The following is a 17,734-nucleotide window of genomic DNA, read 5'->3' as shown; positions in this document are numbered from 1 at the left end:
CCCAATGGACTCTTTTTCTACAATGATATATTTATTTTTTTCGTTGCATCTCTATCATTAATCATAACCATCTGCGTCTCGTTATTTGGCAAAAATACGATATATTTTCCCGTTCTCACATTCCTCCAAATAACTTTTCCTTCTTCGTCTGTTTTCCCTATTGAGATCCCAATTTCTTTACTGGGTTCAGGTGATTCGTCTTTCATAAGTATAATTTCAAAATCTTTTATTGGCTGTTTTTCTTTATTTTTCACGTGAAAAGTTACAGAATTAACAACCTTACTAAACTTCTTTTCATTATTTACTATATAACTAGTCATTACGATTATGACCAATACACAAAATAAAATCCATAAAAGCTTATTATATTTATTCAGACCATTTTTTAAGATTATTAAAAACATCGTCTGTCACCCGGTTTCCAGAATTCCAAGAATTACTTCCTACTGTATGGGTAGCTATTATTGTTACACCCGTACGAGAATAGTCATGATATACAGGTGCTCCACTTTGACATCCATAAGTGTCCATCCTATATGTTAAAATTCTAGGACTAGTGCCTTCAATTGGTCCATAATCTGTCCACATAGTATATTTTTCATTTCCTACTTTATCACATGGATACCCTGGAACTACTGCGAGTAATCCCTTTGGAGACTCTACATTAGTAGTTCTATATCCTAACCAACCTGTATAATCTCCAGGAGATCCATTTAATTTAATGGCTCCATAATCAAATTCCGAATCTCCATCATCAGTCCATCCACTTACTGAATAAAGCTTTGTCCAACTATAAGGCAAATACGGTGCTTGGTCTCCATTTCTACCAGGAGTCACAATAACATTTTTTGCCCATCCACCAAGCTTTTTATTGTAAACACAGTGCCCAGCTGTAAATACTGTATCTTTACTAATTAGCGCTCCTGTACACCCATAAACCTCTTGTCCATTAAATTGAATTACTAAGTGTACTATAGCCCTATAAGGATACAAAGTTGTATTAGTAACTCTAATTCGATCATCTCTTCCTATTACAGAATGTGTAAGGATATTAGATGGATAATTAAAATTACTGTCTCTTAATAAGTATCCCCAATCTTCCCCACCATGTTTACGCCCTTCAAATGAAGGTGAAACAAGATCTTCTCCCCTTCGATCATTACTATACAAAGATTGTTCTTGAAAAAGTACACGTTCTCCCTCATTTGAAACTGATGTCCACGGTACATCTTCTGCATACACCTTCTGATTCACCAAAAATACTGTACAAAAAAAGATAAAAAGAACACCAAAACTATAAAGAGCCAACCTACATCTTATAGAAATAAAGCTATCCAACATAACTTACCTCCTATACAAATGATAGCGAACAATTGAAGATCCCTTTATAAATTCTAGTTTTTCTTTTTTTAGAAGTCAACGTAATTAATAATGATTATCATTATTAATTACGTTGACTTAACAAAATCAAACAATGAGTCATATTCTTTACTCTGCGTTCAAAAACCTGTCTCATTAAAGTTTCACCATATTACATAAATCCATAACCTTTTTCACAATCAACTCCGCAGTATTCTCTCCCGGTGGCATTAACAAATTTGTAACTGTTCCATACACAATAGGACTTAATTCTACTTCATATCCGCCATATGCATATTCGTCTTTTGTCGGTAAATAACCAAGATATCCGTTCATATATCCACCAAAGAAAGCCAATTCATTTTGAAGGCTCTCTTTCATTGCTAAGGCAGTTTCTGAAAAAGGTTCCATCGGTATACCTGAAAACATACCATCATTAACTTGAAACAGTTGAACTTCTAAATCTATACGTAACTTCCGAATACCTTGCCTATATTTCTCTAATACGATAGCAAGCCATTCATCCGTATTCACGCCCCACTGCTTCTCGGCCAATCGAGCCATGCTTCGTATCTCATCAATTTCAGGAATATCCTTCAACTTCATTTGCATCATACTTGAAACTGTCCTTAATTTTACAATTGGACTATATGTAACTGTTGGTAACATCGTTAATACATGTCCACTAAGTATGTAAGCCATTTGTTTTAACGCTTCCCTTGAACCGCGATATTTCGCATTCACATTTCCAGCGGCACCTTGAACAATAATAACAGGGCAGTTCACTATCTGCTCTAGAATCTCTCTCGTTATTCCAGGATAATCTGCTGATAATTCATCGCTATCACCTTTTAAAACATTCGGATGCGCAGTACAAAATACTATAATCCCAGATAGCTCCTTCGTTTCAGCATTTCTGATTGCCAACATGCCAATTCGTTTATCTACAACACCCTCAATATTTGTTCCCATCTCTGCTCTTCCATCAGATGTTCTCTCTCGTCGGTTTACACCGATATCACCTGTCGTAACACCCCATCCAACTTCGCATCGCTTTAAATTGTTATTTGCAGTAACAGCACCATGTACTACATTATTTACTAAAATCATTTTATACGACTGCACTAGCGGATCATCACCGACTGTCTCTGGACCGGAATGCGTATGAGTATAAACAACCGTTATTCGCTCAAATGGCACATGAAGCCTACTTGCTACTCGCTCACGAATCATATTCGTATCTTCTACTAACATCCCAATATTATCGATACTTATAAACACAGTTTTCATTTCATCTTTTTCAAATACAAAAACTGTCCCATAAATACGCTCTTCAATATTATTTATTCCTGTCTCTCTATGATATCCGACAAAATCAATACCTACAGGCGGCGTAATATCAACCTTACATACCCCTATTTTGCTCATTTAAATCACTCCATTTCTCTATATAACTCCCTTTTTTCAAGAATAGCATATTTAACTTGGTTCCAAATAAAAAGAACGGACACAGTATCCTATGTCCGTTCTTCCCCTCACACATACTTCCGATGCACCATCTTACCATCATAAGAAAACACAACGCCCTTACTCTCCACAATGGACTCCATATGCACCGTTCTTCCCCATAGTTGATGAAGATATGGTAATACTTTTTCTAAATATTTTAAATCGAGCTCGATTCCTTCGTAACTATGTTTAATGTATAACTCTCCGTTTTTTAAGTAGTCTCCGTCTTCTACTACTAAGTATGGGAAGCCACCATTTGTCCGCATATTTACGAGTTGATCACGCACATTTTCCCATTCCTTATCTATTACTTTATATTCTTTTCCTTGGCGCTGGAATAAGTACATATCTTCTCGCATAACAAGATCTTTATTTAAGTAGTTTCTTAGGAACGATACGTCCCATTCAATTTCGCGTACTTCAAACATTTTGTCACGGCCCGATCCTGGTTTTACGCCTCGTCGTTTCATTTCTTCAGTCGGATTGTTGTACCGTTCTTCAATATCTTCAAAGATTTTAATACCGAGGTAGTATGGATTAATACTTGTTTTTGATGGCTGAACGACACCTGCATTTAGTTTCGCAAATTCAATTGCTTCATCAGAGGTTAAGTCCATTTCACGAAGTATGCGTTGATGCCAGTAGGATGCCCAGCCTTCGTTCATAATCTTCGTTTCAAGCTGCGGCCAGAAATATAACATTTCTTCACGCATCATCGTTAATATATCACGCTGCCAATCTTCTAGCTCACGGCTATATTCTTCAATAAAGAGGAGCAAGTCTTTCTCTGGTTGCGGTGGGATCTTCTTCTTTTTGCGTATATTGGATCGTTCTCTCTTTTTGTTTCGATCATCTAAATTCCATAGATCATCGTATTGTGATACCTTTTTCTTTTCTACTTCTTCTTCTAAATCATCAATACTCCACGCAAGTTTGGGACGCATGAGCGACGGGTCAATGTGCTCTTGAATGGCAAGTACGGCATCTAAAAATGTTTCTACTTCTTCTTTTCCGTACTTATGCTCATATGCTTTCACCCGTTCAGCTGTCGCTGACATACTTTCTACCATATCTCGCTTCGTATTTGAAAAACGAATATTATTTTTAAAGAAATCACAGTGCGCTAAAACGTGCGCTACGATTAATTTATTTTGAATTAACGAGTTCGTATCTAATAAAAAGGCATAACATGGATCAGAGTTAATAACGAGTTCGTATATTTTACTAAGTCCTAAATCGTATTGTAATTTCATTCTGAAAAATTGTTTTCCAAAACTCCAATGTGAAAACCTTGTCGGCATCCCATATGCACCAAATGTATAAATAATTTCCGCTGGACATATTTCATAACGCATCGGATAAAAATCAAGCCCAAATCCAGTCGCAATTTCCGTAATTTCCGCAATCGCATATTGCAGTGCTTTATCGTCACTTGCTCTCATTATTTTCCCTCCTTACACTTTCCCTTAAGAAAGTGTATGATGAAAAACAAGCTTTCATGAGGATTGATTGCATAATAAAAAGACACCCCCGCAAAAACGAGAATGTCTCATCTATTAACCTTCAATAATCTCCATCTTCTCCGTAATCGGAGTACGAGCTTTTCCTTCTGGCGCTTTATCGAAATAGCCGATATGAAGAATTCCAACGATACGTTGGCCTCTTGTTAAACCGATTCCTTCTATAAATAATGGATTGTAGTTTAATCCGCCTGATTTCCAAACGCAGCCTAATCCGCGTTCCCAAGCAAGAAGTTGGAAGTTTTGCATAAATGCACATGTTGCAGCGTAATCTTCATCACGTTGAATTTGACGCGGATCTTCATTTATATATACAACGATTTGTGCAGGCGTGCTTAAGAAACGATCTGATAAAATTTTACCGCGTTTCGCTCTTTCTTCTTCTGTGAAAGAGCTTAATACTGCATCTACTAATTTCTTGCGGCCTTCTCCGATGTATAGTTTACAATTCCATGGTTCACGGTGCTTATGATTTGGTGCCCATGTTGCATCGTTTAATAGTTCAATTAATAAATCTTTTTCTACTGCTTTGTCTGTAAATGTACGAACAGAGCGCCTTTCTTTAATCACATTAGCGATGGAAGTATATGTAGTCATATTTATCTCTCCCTTATTTTTATCTATATGTATAAGTTTATTGTTGGTATTGATATTGATTTTCAATTTCGATTATACCTTAGTTTTTTACTATTAATCAATGTTTTATGTTGGAAAACTTCTAAAAACGTCATTTCATACTGTGAATAAAAAAACTTAACTTGTTCACAAATATTTCACATTTTATGGAAATGATATGTGTACAGTTTTCTACATTATCCATCTAGGAGGAGTTTACATGTACAAAAAAATCGCAGTAAGTATGACTATGGCAGCATTATTATGTGGGATATCCCCCTTCCCTACGTCCGCTGCCACACCGAAAGAAGTAACAATGCATCACCATAAACCAATTTCAGAAGAAGAAATGCAGTCGCTAGAAAAGCTCGGCTATAACAAACATGAAATTTGGAAAGCTGCTCATATTGCAAGGATTAGTAATAAAGAAATAAAAGACGTTTTAGCTTACTATAAGCAAAATAAATCTTGGGAGAAAACAGCCGAGCATTTCGGTGTAGATCCAAGTAAGCTGAAAAAGCATCATATGAATAAAGAAACAAAGCAAGCACTGCTACAACAGTTAGCAACTATGCAAAAATCCACACCGGATCAGCTAAAGCAAAAAATGAAAGAATATAACATCAAATTGCGTCACCTTACTGTGTTAACAATCATCTCTCAAAAAAGCAATACCCCTCTTGATGATGTATTAAAAATGAAAAAAGATGGAATGGACATTAAACAAATTGCCGAAAAATTAAATGTAAAAAGAGAAGATATACGAGCGGAAATGATGAAATTAGTGAAGTCTATTAAAGAACGAAAAACAAATTAAAATGCTAAAAAGGAAGAGCCATTCACCACTCTTCCTTTTCTTTATGAACTTTCAATTTTTAAGTATAAATTCCCGTCTTTCCCAAAAACTAACACAAGTAAATGATGTAAGTTAGGGGTGAGAAAATGTTCGGTTTATCATCTAAGAAATCAAAAAAGACTAATACAAAAATACTTTGTTCTATTCCAGAATTTATACAAACCATGAAAGAATCAAGCGATTTTGTCTCTTATAACATACTTAAAGATGAAACGTTGTGCTTGTTTTATTATAAATCTGTCGTGGAAGCACTTATTATTAAACAATTCATTTTAACTCCTATAAAAAAGGAATCGGAACAAATCCAAAACATCTCTGATTTATGTAATATCATCTCTATTGAAGACATTATTACCTCCCCTTCTATTGATGATATTCGTGAAAAATTATTAGGTGGATATATTTTAATACGCTTAAAAAACAATTCGAATCCTGATCAATATGCTTTAATTCGTGCCGAAAGTACTGTTTTAGGAAAACGATTATATAACGATACAGAAAATGAGTATAGCGTAATCGGGCCTAAAATCGGTTTCGTTGAAAACCTTGATACAAATATCCACTTATTACGCCGAAATATCGTAACGGAGCAACTCATTTTTAAAGAAGTTACCGTCGGATCTATATCAAAAACGAAAGTAGCAGTTGCTTATATAGAAGGAATTACAAATGAACAATTTGTCAACACCGCACTTCAACGGCTAGAAGACATTGACTTTGATGTCCCATTTGATTCAACTATGATTGAGCAATTTATTAGTGATAATAGCAATTCACCTTTTCCTGTTCTATTACCTACAGAACGATTAGATCGAGCTGTATTTGCATTAATTAACGGGGAAGTTTTAATTTTAACAGATGGCTCTCCATATGCTTTATCAGGACCAACAACGTTACTGGATTTTTTCATTTCACCAGAAGATTATTATTTACCGTGGATGATTGGATCGTTCTTTCGTATTATTCGTTTTTTCGGAGCTATATTTTCTCTTTTTTCCTCCGCTATTTATACAGCGGCTTTAACATATCATTATCAAATGATTCCTGCCGATTTACTAGGTCCTATTATTTTCTCGAGAGCTAACGTACCTTTCCCTCCTATTCTAGAAGCACTCTTTTTAGAAATTACAATTGAATTGCTTCGTGAAGCTGGAGCGCGTTTACCGACAAAAGTCGGACAAACGATTGGGATTGTTGGGGGGATTGTAATTGGCCAAGCATCCGTGGAGGCAGCTTTGACAAGTACAATTTTATTAATTGCAGTTGCTTTATCCGCTCTTGCATCTTTCACAACACCAACCGTAAAGATGTCTTCTACTATCCGGTTGTTACGCTTTCCGCTTATCCTTTTAGCCGGTGCATTCGGAGGATTAGGCCTTATTGTCGGATTTGTATTTATTTTAGCTCATTTAATTAAATTAAAATCACTTGGATCACCTTATTTATTACCTTTATATCCATTTCGTGGTTTAGGTACAGCAGAAGGTTTTCTTCGATTACCATTTAGTCAAACGGCACAAAGACCTTCTTTTCTTAGACCAAAATCAAAATGGCGCTACAATCCAAACAAATCGAAGCAAAAACGTGATGGTGAGAATGAATGAAAAAAATTTTATTGCACCTTATCATTATCTTCTTCGTTTTACAAACTGGCTGTACACAAACGTATATAGTGGATGCACAGCGTATTATTCATATTGCTGGATTTGACATCACAAAAAACAAAAAATTCCAAGGAACTATTCTATTCCCAGAGTACACACATGGTGTAAAGTCTAAACCAGAGACGCAAACAACATCTGCCCGTTCACTTGAAACAATTGCTTCACGATTAAATGCGAAATCTCCTCACAATGTTGTTGTAGGTCAAATGCGTGTCGTCCTATTTGGAAAGGCTCTAGGGGAACGCGGAATGGGAGAGATTATTACTAACTTACAACGTGACCCAAATATCGGGCGTGATGTACAACTAGCAATTGTAGATGGATCGGCTGAAGAGCTTTTAAATTACGGAAAAAAAAATGGGTCTTTATATATTGCTGATTTACTCGAGCAAAATATAAGAAATGAGAACATTCCACAAACTGAATTAAACATTTTTTTATATAATTATTACTCTTCTGTATGTGATGCCTATGTTCCTTATATTAAAATGGACGATAATCATTCTGTCGCTGTCAAAGGACTTGCCTTTTTAAAAGGCGATAAAGTCGTCATGTATACGGATAAAAGACATTCTGTTTTAGCAAAATTACTTATTAATCCTACGAAAAATGGACGTTACGAAGCAGCAATAAAAAAGGATAAACATAAAGGTATGGTTGTTATACAAAACTTAGCTGGGGAAAATAAGTATGATATAGATCAAACTGGCGACATACCAAAAGTAAAAATCCATTTAAAACTAAATGGATTAATTAAAAACTCTCCTAATTGGATTGATCTAAGAAAAAAAACAAATATCAACTATATAAAAAAACAAATTGAACGAAATGTCGAAAAAGACTGTGAAGATTTAATAAAACAATTTCAAGAAAAAGAAATTGATCCTTTAGGAATACGAGATGAAATTAGAAGCCATACGAGAAAATGGAATATAAAACAACTTCGAAATATGTATAAAAATATAGCGGTAGATATAAATTTAGATCTTAATATTGTACAATCTGGAATCGGAGAATAGTGAGGTGAAATAAGCAATGAATACAATGAATAAAACAAAGACCGTATCTCCATATTTTGCATTTATTTTATTGCATTCTCTCCAGGTTGGTATAGGAATTCTCGGATATCAACGTATAATTTTGAAAAATGCAGGTTATGATGCTTGGATTTCTCTTATTATTGCAGGTATTGCAACTCATATTGTACTGTTTTGTATGTTAAAAATGCTTGAAAAAGACGGAGATTTAATTAGTATTCATACAACAACCTTTGGAGAATGGGTTGGCTCTATATTTTCTGTAATTTTCACTCTTTATTGCTTATTATTTTGCCTTACTGTTCTTCGTACATATATAGAAGTGATACAAGTTTGGATTTTCCCTACCATTAAGTTATGGAAACTTACGCTTATGTTTTTATTAGTCACTTACTACATTATAAAAGGTGGCTTCCGTTCTGTGACAGGGATATGTTTTTGGGGTATTGTTCTTCCTATGTTCGTTGTATTCTTTTTAGTCTATCCGATGAAGTATGCACATTTTCGTAATATTTTACCTATTTTTACACATTCACCCTTTGACATGCTTATATCTGCAAAACACTCTGCATTGGAATTTCTAGGGTTTGAAACAATTCTTATCTTTTATCCCTTTATTGAAAAAGGAAAATCTTTAAAAAGATGGGCCCATGCTGGAATTGCTTTTAGCACCTTAATTTATGTAGTTTTAGCTATCGTATCTTTTATGTATTACAGCGAGGGACAATTAAACCGTACTATTTGGCCTACTTTAACGATGTTAAAAATAATTAAAGTTCCTTTTATTCAGCGCTTTGAATATATTATTATTTTCGTTTGGTTTTTAATTATTTTACCAAACCTTTGCTTAACCATTTGGTCATCATGTCAAACGATGAAGCGTTCCTTTCATATTTCATTTAAATTTACATTACCGTTTTTTATTTTCATCATATTTTCAGCTTCTCTGTTCTTCACAAACCGTGAAAGTATCAACACATTAAATACCGTACTATCTCAAGCGGGTTTATATATTGTATACACTTATATCCCGATTTTATTTTTGTTTCATTCACTAAGATGGCACTTCAAAAATCGTTCAAAAAAAACTTCTCCCTAGGTGTCCCTTAGTCTGATACAATTTTATTAATACATTTGTAAAGGGGACAAGCGAATGAAAAAGTATGTATTTTCTTTACTTGCAGTACTAAGCTTAATTCTTGCTGGATGCGGAAGTACTGGTACAAATGACCAAAAATCTTCTGAATCAAAACAAGAAGAACATGACCACGCATCGCACACTCAGCAAGCTGACATTCAAGAGAAAACAAAAGGAGTCGACACACTTCCAACCTTCCTAGATAAGCTTGATCCACAAATGAAAGATATCTACACCGTCGCTGGACAAAATGCAGAGCTATTAGATTGGATTCCATGCTATTGTGGTTGCGGTGAAAGTGTAGGACATAAAAATAATAAAAACTGCTTTATTCGTGAAATTAAAAAGAATGGTGAAGTTGTTTGGGACTCCCATGCAACGACTTGCGTCAATTGCCTAGAAATTGCAGTTGAATCTGCTTCCATGAAACAAAAAGGAAAATCAACGCTTGAAATTCGTAACTATATCGATAATAAATACAAAGAAGGCTATGGCAAACCAACACCTACGCCAATGCCAAAAGCTTAAAAAACGAGGGAATTCCTCGTTTTTTCTTTTCATTCTCATTTTTTCTTAACAAATTCTTTCAAGTGTATTTCTCCTTACTTATCACACACTATATATAACTCTCGGTAAGGAGGGTACACAGTGCAAACATATAACGACTATGATAAAGCTCTCTATTACACGTATTGCTGTAATTGGGATAAATTACTCGTTCTCATGGTTCAAACGAACGATCAATTATTTTCTAAGCGTATTGAGCATTTTTTACACGCTTATCAATACAGCAAGGAACTGCCAGAAGTTGATAAACAATTGCAGCTCCTATTTCAATATATTGACCACGCATCCCAAAAGTCGCATGTAGAAGAAGTAGAACAAATTCAAATGTAAACTATAGCGCTATTCTCTTCCGGAGAATGGCGCTTTTTTTAAATTTTTATATCAATAAAAGTTTCTCCTCATAAAACTTTTATTGATAAACATATTTTTTCTTTCTTTTCCATACCACTTCATACTATAATTTAGTATGTAACTATTATAAGAGAGGTATAAAATATGGGACGAGAAAAAAAGCAAGAATATGCTTTACTTACCGCATGGGGAGCTTCTTTTATCGCTACACTGGGAAGTCTTTATTTTTCCGAAATCATGAAATTTGAGCCTTGTGTACTTTGTTGGTATCAACGTATTTTTATGTATCCATTCGTTTTATGGCTCGGTATCGCTGTAGCAAAAAAAGATTATCGCATCGCAAGTTATTCTTTACCAATTGCAAGTATTGGTGCTTGTATTTCTTTATATCACTATGCAATTCAAAAAGTCCCAGCGTTTTCAGCTGCTGGAGCAGCTTGCGGTCGTGTACCCTGCACCGGAGAATTTATAAACTGGTTTGGTTTTATTACAATCCCGTTTTTAGCACTTATCGGCTTTATTACAATCGCTGTTTGTAGCTTTATTGTCATCAAAAACAAATAAGGAGATGAAAGAATGAAAAAAATGCTTATATTTGGTGGTATTATTATCGCCTTGTTCGTAGCAATTTTCGCTGTCACACAAATGGAAGAAAAAAATGCTACTAGCCAAAAGATTGATAATCCTACTGAAAGTAAGACAAACGGTCCTGACTACTACACAAATAAAATCTCTCTTTCAGATCTTCAAAAGAACTTAAAAGAGAAAAAAGAAGAAACAGTATACTTTTATCAAACATCTTGCGTTCATTGCCAAAAATTATCTCCTGTCCTAGTGCCAATGGCTAAAGACTTAAACGTTGATATGAAAGTTATGGATATTGAAAAATTAGATGCTCCTTGGGATGAATATAAAATTCAAGGAACACCAACAATCATTCATTTTAAAGATGGCAAAGAAGTGAGCCGTATTAGCGGTGAACAGCCGAAAGATAAATTAAAAGAATGGCTTGAGCAAACGAAAAAGTAACTAGAAAAGGAAACTCCTTCTACACATGAAATGGGTGTAAAATCCCACACTAATGTATAAGGAGGGGGTTTTATGCCAGAAGTAAGATGTTCTGTTTCCAACTGTTCTTTTTGGGGACAAGGTAACTTTTGTCAAGCAAGTGCGATCATCGTTCAGCCTGATGCAGATGAAACTGGTCAAACTGAAAATGATTCATATACAGCTGCTGTTTTAACAAACGAGACGCTAGAAAGTTCTGTAGCAACGAGTGTAGAAACTTGTTGTCATACATTTAAGCCTAAATATTAAACAAAAAAAGCATGCGATTAATCGTATGCTTTTTACATTCCCCTCCAAAAATCATGCATAATAAAAAAGTACAAAATAACGAGAACGGCCGTCCCGCATAAGGTAATGCGCCGATATATACTCTTCTCTCCTTCCCTCGCTTTCACAAACGCCCAAATAAATCCGAAGAACAATATTAAATCAACATATGGAACATAAAAAGAAAAGACGAGAAACGCATATAAATACACGATAAATAAACAGGTCGTTACTAAAAAAACTTTAAACGCAAATTCACTTTTCATAATATAACCGCCCCCTATCTGTACTGTATTATATTCAGCAAAATATAATAGTTGCAGTTAAACTCCAAGTATAAATAAGCTACCGTCTATAAAACGGTAGCCATTACGGAACATTGTATTTCCGTTTATATATATTACTTAAAATTGAAGAAGGAATTTGCTCGTAACGAATTTTCTCTCCTGTTTCATCTATAATATACAAATTGTTTCCTATATAATATATTCCATCTTTTCGTTTTGAGTACACTGGATATCTTTCATTTGGCAATACCGTTTTCACTTTTGTTAACTGTCCATTTGGTTCTTGCCAATATATATCCGCGCGGTCTACTAGCGTAAGTACTCCAATTTGTTCTTCTTCTATTTTCCGACTATTCCAGCTCACAACGCGATAACCAAGCTTATTCGCTTCATATTCGGGGCTCGTATGAAAACGAGAAATGATTACTTTTGTTTGTAATTGTACTCTGTCATATAACCATTGTATATCCCTGTCATGCATGCGAATACAACCATTTGATTCCCTACTTCCAATCGTCCATTCCCGATTTGTCCCGTGAATCGCATATTCATTCTTATCTAGTCCAAGCCACCTCGTACCGAGAGGATTATTCGGTGCACCCCCAGGTATTTTTTTTCGATGGTATTCTTTATTTTTAAATTTAGTTATAATACAAAAGTTACCTTCAGGCGTAGGTGTACGATCTCTTCCAGTCGTTACTGGAAATGTTTTTGTATAATTTCCATTCTCAAAAAAAGACAACTGATTTGTCGTAAGATTCACTAATATTAAATGATCTGTATTAGCAAAAGCACTAACCGGTAGGATGAAAAATAATAGTATGACGAAACATAACTTTTTCAGCTATATCCCCCCTAGCGCTCACTATAATAAGTGGAATTAACATTACTTTGCTCTTATAAATGAAAACTATCCATTTACAATAACGCCCCCATTTACATGTATCATTTGTCCAGTAACATAAGAAGAATCACCAGACGCTAAATATACGTATGCCGGCGCTAACTCATATGGTTGACCAGGCCTTTGCATTGGGACATTGCTCCCAAACTGAGAGACTTTCTTCTCATCAAAGCTCGATGGAATAAGCGGTGTCCAAATCGGTCCTGGTGCAACACCATTTACCCGAATCCCTTTTTGCACTAACGATTGAGAAAGTGATCTTGTAAAAGCTACGATTGCTCCTTTCGTCGCGGAATAATCAATTAACGTTTCATTTCCTTCATATGCAACGATAGATGCCGTATTTATAATGACATCCCCTTTCTTCAAATGAGAAAGGGCTGCTTTCGCAACGTGAAAATAAGAAAAAATATTAATACGAAAAGTCTTTTCTAGCTGTTCTGCTGTAATATACTCTAGTCCTTGCTGCGGATATTGCTGCGCGACATTATTTACTAAAACCTGTAAACTACCTAGCTGCTGGACGGTCTCTTGAACAACATCTTTACAATGCTGTTCATCACTTAAATCACCCGGCAACAATACACACTTTACACCTTCTTTCTCAACATATTGCTTCGTCTCATTAGCATCTTCTTCCTCATCTAAATAAGCAATCGCAACATTTGCTCCTTCTTTTGCAAAAGCGATGGAAACTGCTCGTCCAATTCCGCTATCTCCCCCTGTAATTAATACATTCTTTCCTTTTAACTTTTCGCTACCTTTATAATTGGGATCTTCAAACTGTGGTAGAGGATTCATTAATGATTCAATACCAGGCTGCTTATTTTGATGTTGCGCAGGCATTGTTATAAAGTTTTTTTGCTGTGGCATAGCTGCTTTCAACTCCTTTTCCTTAGCATGTGCACAATAAAAAGCTGAAATTCACACATCGGTTTACGATTAATATTCGAATTTAAGACACAAAATATGAATTGTTATAAACTTTTTATGCAAAACTATTGCAAAATAGATAAAAAACGAATATTATATATAACTGTTGTGAAAATTATTCGTAAACAGAAAGGATGTTTATATGTTTAACCTTTCAAAACATAAAACTTCTATTAAAACTGAAATTATGGCAGGTATTATTACCTTCTTAACAATGGCATATATCATTGTCGTAAACCCTGTTATCCTTGGAGATGCAGGTGTTCCATTTGAACAAGCATTTACAGCAACAATTATTGCTGCTGTTGTCGGAACATTATTTATGGCAATCTTTACAAACTTACCAATCGCAATCGCGCCAGGTATGGGATTAAATGCTTACTTCTCTTACTCTGTTGTAAAAGCGCATGAAGGCATGACTTTCGCAATTGCATTCTCTGCTGTATTCGTAGCAGGTATGATTTTAATTTTGCTATCATTTACATCTTTCCGTACAAAATTAATGGAAGCAATTCCTGAAAACTTAAAACATGCAATTACTGCTGGTATCGGGTTATTTATCGCCTTTATCGGTTTACGATTAACTGGTATCGTTACAAAAAATGATGCAAACTTAGTTGGACTTGGTGATCTTCACTCTGCTCCAGTTCTACTAGCATTAGCTGGACTTGGAATTACTATTATCCTTATGTCTTTAAATGTAAATGGCGCACTATTTATCGGTATGCTATTAACTGGTATTATCGCTTTCTTCACAGGACAATTAACATTCTCAAACGGTGTTACATCAATGCCTGGATTACCAGAAGGAATTATCGTTTCAAATCCAATTACTGCTGTATCTGACGTAATTAACTACGGATTATACGGCGTTGTATTTTCATTCTTCCTTGTTACATTATTTGATACAACAGGTACATTACTTGGGGTAGCTCAACAAGGTGGATTTATGAAAGACGGAAAACTCCCAAAAGCTGGACGAGCTCTTCTATCTGACTCATTCTCAGCAACTATTGGTTCTATGTTCGGAACGACACCATCAACAGCTTACATTGAATCATCTGCTGGTGTTGCAGCTGGTGGTCGTACTGGTTTAACAACTGTTACAGTAGCTGTTCTATTCGCATTAGCAGCATTCTTCGGACCATTAGTAAGTGCTGTCTCTGGTGTATCAGCTATTACTGCTCCATCATTAATTATCGTTGGTAGTCTTATGATGGGTTCAGTTCGCCACATCGATTGGGACGCATTTGATGAAGCATTCCCAGCATTTTTAGTAATCTTAAGCATGCCTCTTACATCAAGTATCGCAACAGGTATCGCACTTGGATTTATTTCATATCCACTTATGAAAGTGGCAAAAGGTAAATTCCGTGCTGTTCACCCACTTGTATATGTATTTGGAATTTTGTTTGCTTATCAATTGATATTCTTACCACATTAAAAAAGTAGAGCATCGAAATCCGATGCTCTACTTTTCTTTTACAACAATCATTCAAACTATAAAGGCACCTCCAAAATATGAAGAAGGTTATAACCTTTTAATACTTCTCTTCTACCTTTAATTCTTTACTATACTTTTGAATGAAAACTGATGAAATAACCATTACTATGCCCACACTAAAACCAATAAGTTGATCTATTAACATTTCATCATGAATAAACCAGCGAAGTAAAAATACGCTACCAAAAATAAACATCATAATAAACCCAGTATGCCTAAGTCCTTTATAGACATTTTCCATATGTATCACCTCTTCACATAATATTACACCATACAACCATCGAGTAACCGTATCGTCCTCTGACAATATGCAGCTACCTTTTGATCATGTGTAACAACTAGCACTGTTTTTCCTTCTTTATTAATCTCTTGTAAAATACTCATAATTTTCTCCCCATTTTCTTGATCAAGAGCACCAGTCGGTTCATCAGCAAGTATAATTTTTGTATCTTGTGCTAAAGCCCTTGCTATTGCTGTTCTTTGCTGTTCTCCTCCTGATAACTCGTAAGGATATTTGTTAATATGCCTCTCAAGCCCTACCATTTTCAGCATTTCTTTTGATATTTGCATACGTTTCTTATGAGAAATTCTTCTATATATAAGCGGAAGCATTACATTTTCAACAACTGTATAATCATCTAATAGCGAAAAGTTCTGAAACACAAATCCAACTTCCGTGTTTCTATACTTATGATAATTTGACTTGAATGTACTCGTATCCATTCCATCTAAAAAATACTTTCCAGTAGAGGGGCTATCAATTAAGCCAATAATGTTAAGCAAGGTTGATTTCCCAGAACCAGATGGTCCCATAATGGCTATCATTTCGCCTTTTTCTATTGTAAGATTAATATCTTGTAAAGCACTAAAATTACTCTTTCCGTATCCCTTAGCCACATTTGCGAGCTGAATCATCTATAACACCTCTTTCATATATGTATTTTTTATTTTTAGTACATTGAAATAAATGATTGCATATATAACGAGGATCATTACAAGTGATAAAGCACCTATAACAACCAATGATTCTATAGAGACTTTTAACGTTCCAAAGAAAGATACTATACTATTTTCTAGCCCTTTCTGAATTTCAATTACTCCGCTATTCTCCCATTGAAAATACATTATGCCTATACATATCGCTAAAACGAATAGCAACATATACTCAATAATAAATGGAAGACATATTTGAAAAGTGCTTGCACCTAACGCTGATCTAATAGAAATATTTTTACGCTCCATATAAAGTGCTGCCATTGATGTTAATACAATAGATAGAAATGAAAAAAATAAGACTGTACCGCTTAATAATAAGGGGTATGACATATTATCAATACCTTGTTTTTCGTTTTCTAACAATTTATTCGGATTTGTAGCATAATACGAATAACCCTTACCTTCTGTTACCTTTAATACTTTCTTTTGAAGTTCATTTATATTTATCTTATCATTTGTTTCTATAATTAACCCATTGTATAAAAGTTCTACACTATAGAACTCTATTTCTTCTGTTCCAATTGGTAAAATCGCCATGTCATCTAATAATGTAATACGATTATCCGATATTTCACCACTTCGAGGATATGTAAATGGTGAATTTTTTTCTAAAAAACCAATTACTTTTAGCTTCATTTTTCCAGATGGTATAACATCACCAATAGATACCTTTTCTATATAATTAGCCCCTAATATAACAGGTCTAATATCAAATACTGATTTATGAAATTCCGATTCCTCAAAATATCTTCCTTGTGAAATTCGTATACGAAAGTACTTATTAATATCTTTATCAACAATAAGAGTCTTTATCGTTCCATTTTCTTTTTTTAAACTAAGTGAATAGTTACGGAACAGATAATTAGTTTTATTTGTTATTGGTATCATATTAGATAACCCTTGCATGAAATGTTGATAATCATTTTTCGCTTTTTCTTCGCTAAACAAGGTTATATCTTGCGTCGCATAAAGTTCATAGAAATTTTTATGAGTCGATAAATTATTTGCTACCGTCATCATTTTTCGATATCCCGAAAGATTACTAACAAATTCTATTGCTGAAGAAAATGCAATAATTAAAGAAATTACTATAATCAAACTTGGTAACAACCGTTTTTTCACAGACCGTATAGAATCAAATATAAAAAACATGACGACC

General features: G+C 34.6%; 21 protein-coding genes. 10 read left to right on the top strand and 11 right to left on the bottom strand.

The features are described from left to right. Nucleotides 1–17 precede the first annotated feature (17 nt). From N2V80_RS03995 to N2V80_RS03975, 5 genes are all read right to left on the bottom strand, one after another. Entirely contained in the window at nt 18–404 is a 387-nt protein-coding gene (locus N2V80_RS03995; protein ID WP_000478588.1) for a YbfJ family protein, read from the bottom strand. After that, the gene (locus N2V80_RS03990) at nt 370–1,341 is read right to left on the bottom strand and encodes a trypsin-like serine peptidase (protein WP_000887282.1); all 972 of its coding nucleotides are present in this window, start codon (nt 1,339–1,341) and stop codon (nt 370–372) included. Before N2V80_RS03990 ends, N2V80_RS03995 begins: the two co-directional genes overlap by 35 nt. A gap of 174 nt (nt 1,342–1,515) precedes the next feature. Then, a complete protein-coding gene (locus tag N2V80_RS03985; RefSeq protein WP_061654744.1) occupies nt 1,516–2,787 on the bottom strand; it encodes a neutral/alkaline non-lysosomal ceramidase N-terminal domain-containing protein in 1,272 nt (423 codons plus the stop codon). 107 nt (nt 2,788–2,894) lie between these two features. Next, on the bottom strand, nt 2,895–4,310 hold the full coding sequence (gene spoVR, locus N2V80_RS03980) for a stage V sporulation protein SpoVR (protein WP_061654745.1): 1,416 nt from the start codon (nt 4,308–4,310) through the stop codon (nt 2,895–2,897). Between the two features lie 114 nt (nt 4,311–4,424). Further along, nucleotides 4,425–4,985 carry a nitroreductase family protein gene (locus N2V80_RS03975; RefSeq protein WP_000214823.1) on the bottom strand — a complete coding sequence of 187 codons (561 nt, stop codon included), beginning with the start codon at nt 4,983–4,985 and terminating at the stop codon, nt 4,425–4,427. Between the two features lie 238 nt (nt 4,986–5,223). Between N2V80_RS03975 and N2V80_RS03970 the strand changes: the two genes are divergently transcribed. From N2V80_RS03970 to N2V80_RS03930, 9 genes are all read left to right on the top strand, one after another. Then, nucleotides 5,224–5,820: a hypothetical protein gene (locus N2V80_RS03970; protein WP_061654746.1), complete on the top strand. Its 597-nt coding sequence runs from the start codon at nt 5,224–5,226 to the stop codon at nt 5,818–5,820. A gap of 125 nt (nt 5,821–5,945) precedes the next feature. Next, nucleotides 5,946–7,463 (top strand): spore germination protein, encoded by a 1,518-nt coding sequence (locus N2V80_RS03965; RefSeq protein ID WP_061654747.1) that lies wholly within the window; start codon nt 5,946–5,948, stop codon nt 7,461–7,463. Continuing rightward, nucleotides 7,460–8,542 (top strand): Ger(x)C family spore germination protein, encoded by a 1,083-nt coding sequence (locus N2V80_RS03960; protein ID WP_000722246.1) that lies wholly within the window; start codon nt 7,460–7,462, stop codon nt 8,540–8,542. The genes N2V80_RS03965 and N2V80_RS03960 overlap by 4 nt, the downstream gene beginning before the upstream one ends. Before the next feature lie 16 nt (nt 8,543–8,558). Continuing rightward, nucleotides 8,559–9,659, top strand: coding sequence for a GerAB/ArcD/ProY family transporter (locus tag N2V80_RS03955; protein ID WP_061654748.1), 1,101 nt, complete (start codon nt 8,559–8,561; stop codon nt 9,657–9,659). 54 nt (nt 9,660–9,713) lie between these two features. After that, nucleotides 9,714–10,226, top strand: a complete 513-nt coding sequence (locus N2V80_RS03950; RefSeq protein WP_000761029.1) for a PCYCGC domain-containing protein — start codon at nt 9,714–9,716, stop codon at nt 10,224–10,226. A 120-nt stretch (nt 10,227–10,346) separates the two neighbouring features. Beyond that, nucleotides 10,347–10,595, top strand: a complete 249-nt coding sequence (locus N2V80_RS03945; protein ID WP_001195459.1) for a YhdB family protein — start codon at nt 10,347–10,349, stop codon at nt 10,593–10,595. A gap of 165 nt (nt 10,596–10,760) precedes the next feature. Next, complete coding sequence (locus N2V80_RS03940; RefSeq protein WP_000532264.1) at nt 10,761–11,180, top strand: disulfide formation protein C; 420 nt, start codon at nt 10,761–10,763, stop codon at nt 11,178–11,180. Nucleotides 11,181–11,192: 12 nt separating this feature from the next. After that, nucleotides 11,193–11,645, top strand: coding sequence for a thioredoxin family protein (locus tag N2V80_RS03935; RefSeq protein WP_000738450.1), 453 nt, complete (start codon nt 11,193–11,195; stop codon nt 11,643–11,645). Nucleotides 11,646–11,717: 72 nt separating this feature from the next. Beyond that, nucleotides 11,718–11,933, top strand: coding sequence for a DUF1540 domain-containing protein (locus N2V80_RS03930; protein WP_001115481.1), 216 nt, complete (start codon nt 11,718–11,720; stop codon nt 11,931–11,933). Between the two features lie 32 nt (nt 11,934–11,965). Here N2V80_RS03930 and N2V80_RS03925 read toward each other — a convergent pair whose 3' ends face one another. From N2V80_RS03925 to N2V80_RS03915, 3 genes are all read right to left on the bottom strand, one after another. Further along, complete coding sequence (locus tag N2V80_RS03925; RefSeq protein WP_000834195.1) at nt 11,966–12,217, bottom strand: hypothetical protein; 252 nt, start codon at nt 12,215–12,217, stop codon at nt 11,966–11,968. Between the two features lie 103 nt (nt 12,218–12,320). Then, a complete protein-coding gene (locus tag N2V80_RS03920) occupies nt 12,321–13,082 on the bottom strand; it encodes a L,D-transpeptidase (RefSeq protein ID WP_025118307.1) in 762 nt (253 codons plus the stop codon). 66 nt (nt 13,083–13,148) lie between these two features. Beyond that, nucleotides 13,149–14,015, bottom strand: a complete 867-nt coding sequence (locus N2V80_RS03915) for an SDR family oxidoreductase (RefSeq protein WP_001136259.1) — start codon at nt 14,013–14,015, stop codon at nt 13,149–13,151. 202 nt (nt 14,016–14,217) lie between these two features. Between N2V80_RS03915 and N2V80_RS03910 the strand changes: the two genes are divergently transcribed. Continuing rightward, nucleotides 14,218–15,519: an NCS2 family permease gene (locus tag N2V80_RS03910; protein WP_000482710.1), complete on the top strand. Its 1,302-nt coding sequence runs from the start codon at nt 14,218–14,220 to the stop codon at nt 15,517–15,519. Between the two features lie 97 nt (nt 15,520–15,616). Here the strand turns inward: N2V80_RS03910 and N2V80_RS03905 are convergent, their stop codons facing one another. Genes N2V80_RS03905 through N2V80_RS03895 form a run of 3 tightly spaced genes read right to left on the bottom strand, consistent with a single transcriptional unit; the run spans nt 15,617 to nt 17,727 of the window. Continuing rightward, entirely contained in the window at nt 15,617–15,820 is a 204-nt protein-coding gene (locus N2V80_RS03905; RefSeq protein WP_000432806.1) for a hypothetical protein, read from the bottom strand. A 23-nt stretch (nt 15,821–15,843) separates the two neighbouring features. Further along, nucleotides 15,844–16,494, bottom strand: coding sequence for an ABC transporter ATP-binding protein (locus N2V80_RS03900; RefSeq protein ID WP_000615295.1), 651 nt, complete (start codon nt 16,492–16,494; stop codon nt 15,844–15,846). Next, nucleotides 16,495–17,727, bottom strand: a complete 1,233-nt coding sequence (locus N2V80_RS03895) for an ABC transporter permease (RefSeq protein ID WP_061654749.1) — start codon at nt 17,725–17,727, stop codon at nt 16,495–16,497. Between the last annotated feature and the right edge of the window lie 7 nt (nt 17,728–17,734).

Source organism: Bacillus sp. FSL W8-0640, assembly GCF_038007725.1.
Taxonomy (GTDB): domain Bacteria; phylum Bacillota; class Bacilli; order Bacillales; family Bacillaceae_G; genus Bacillus_A; species Bacillus_A cereus.
Note: the sequence above shows the minus strand (reverse complement) of the source record. Positions and strands in the feature narration are given on the sequence as shown.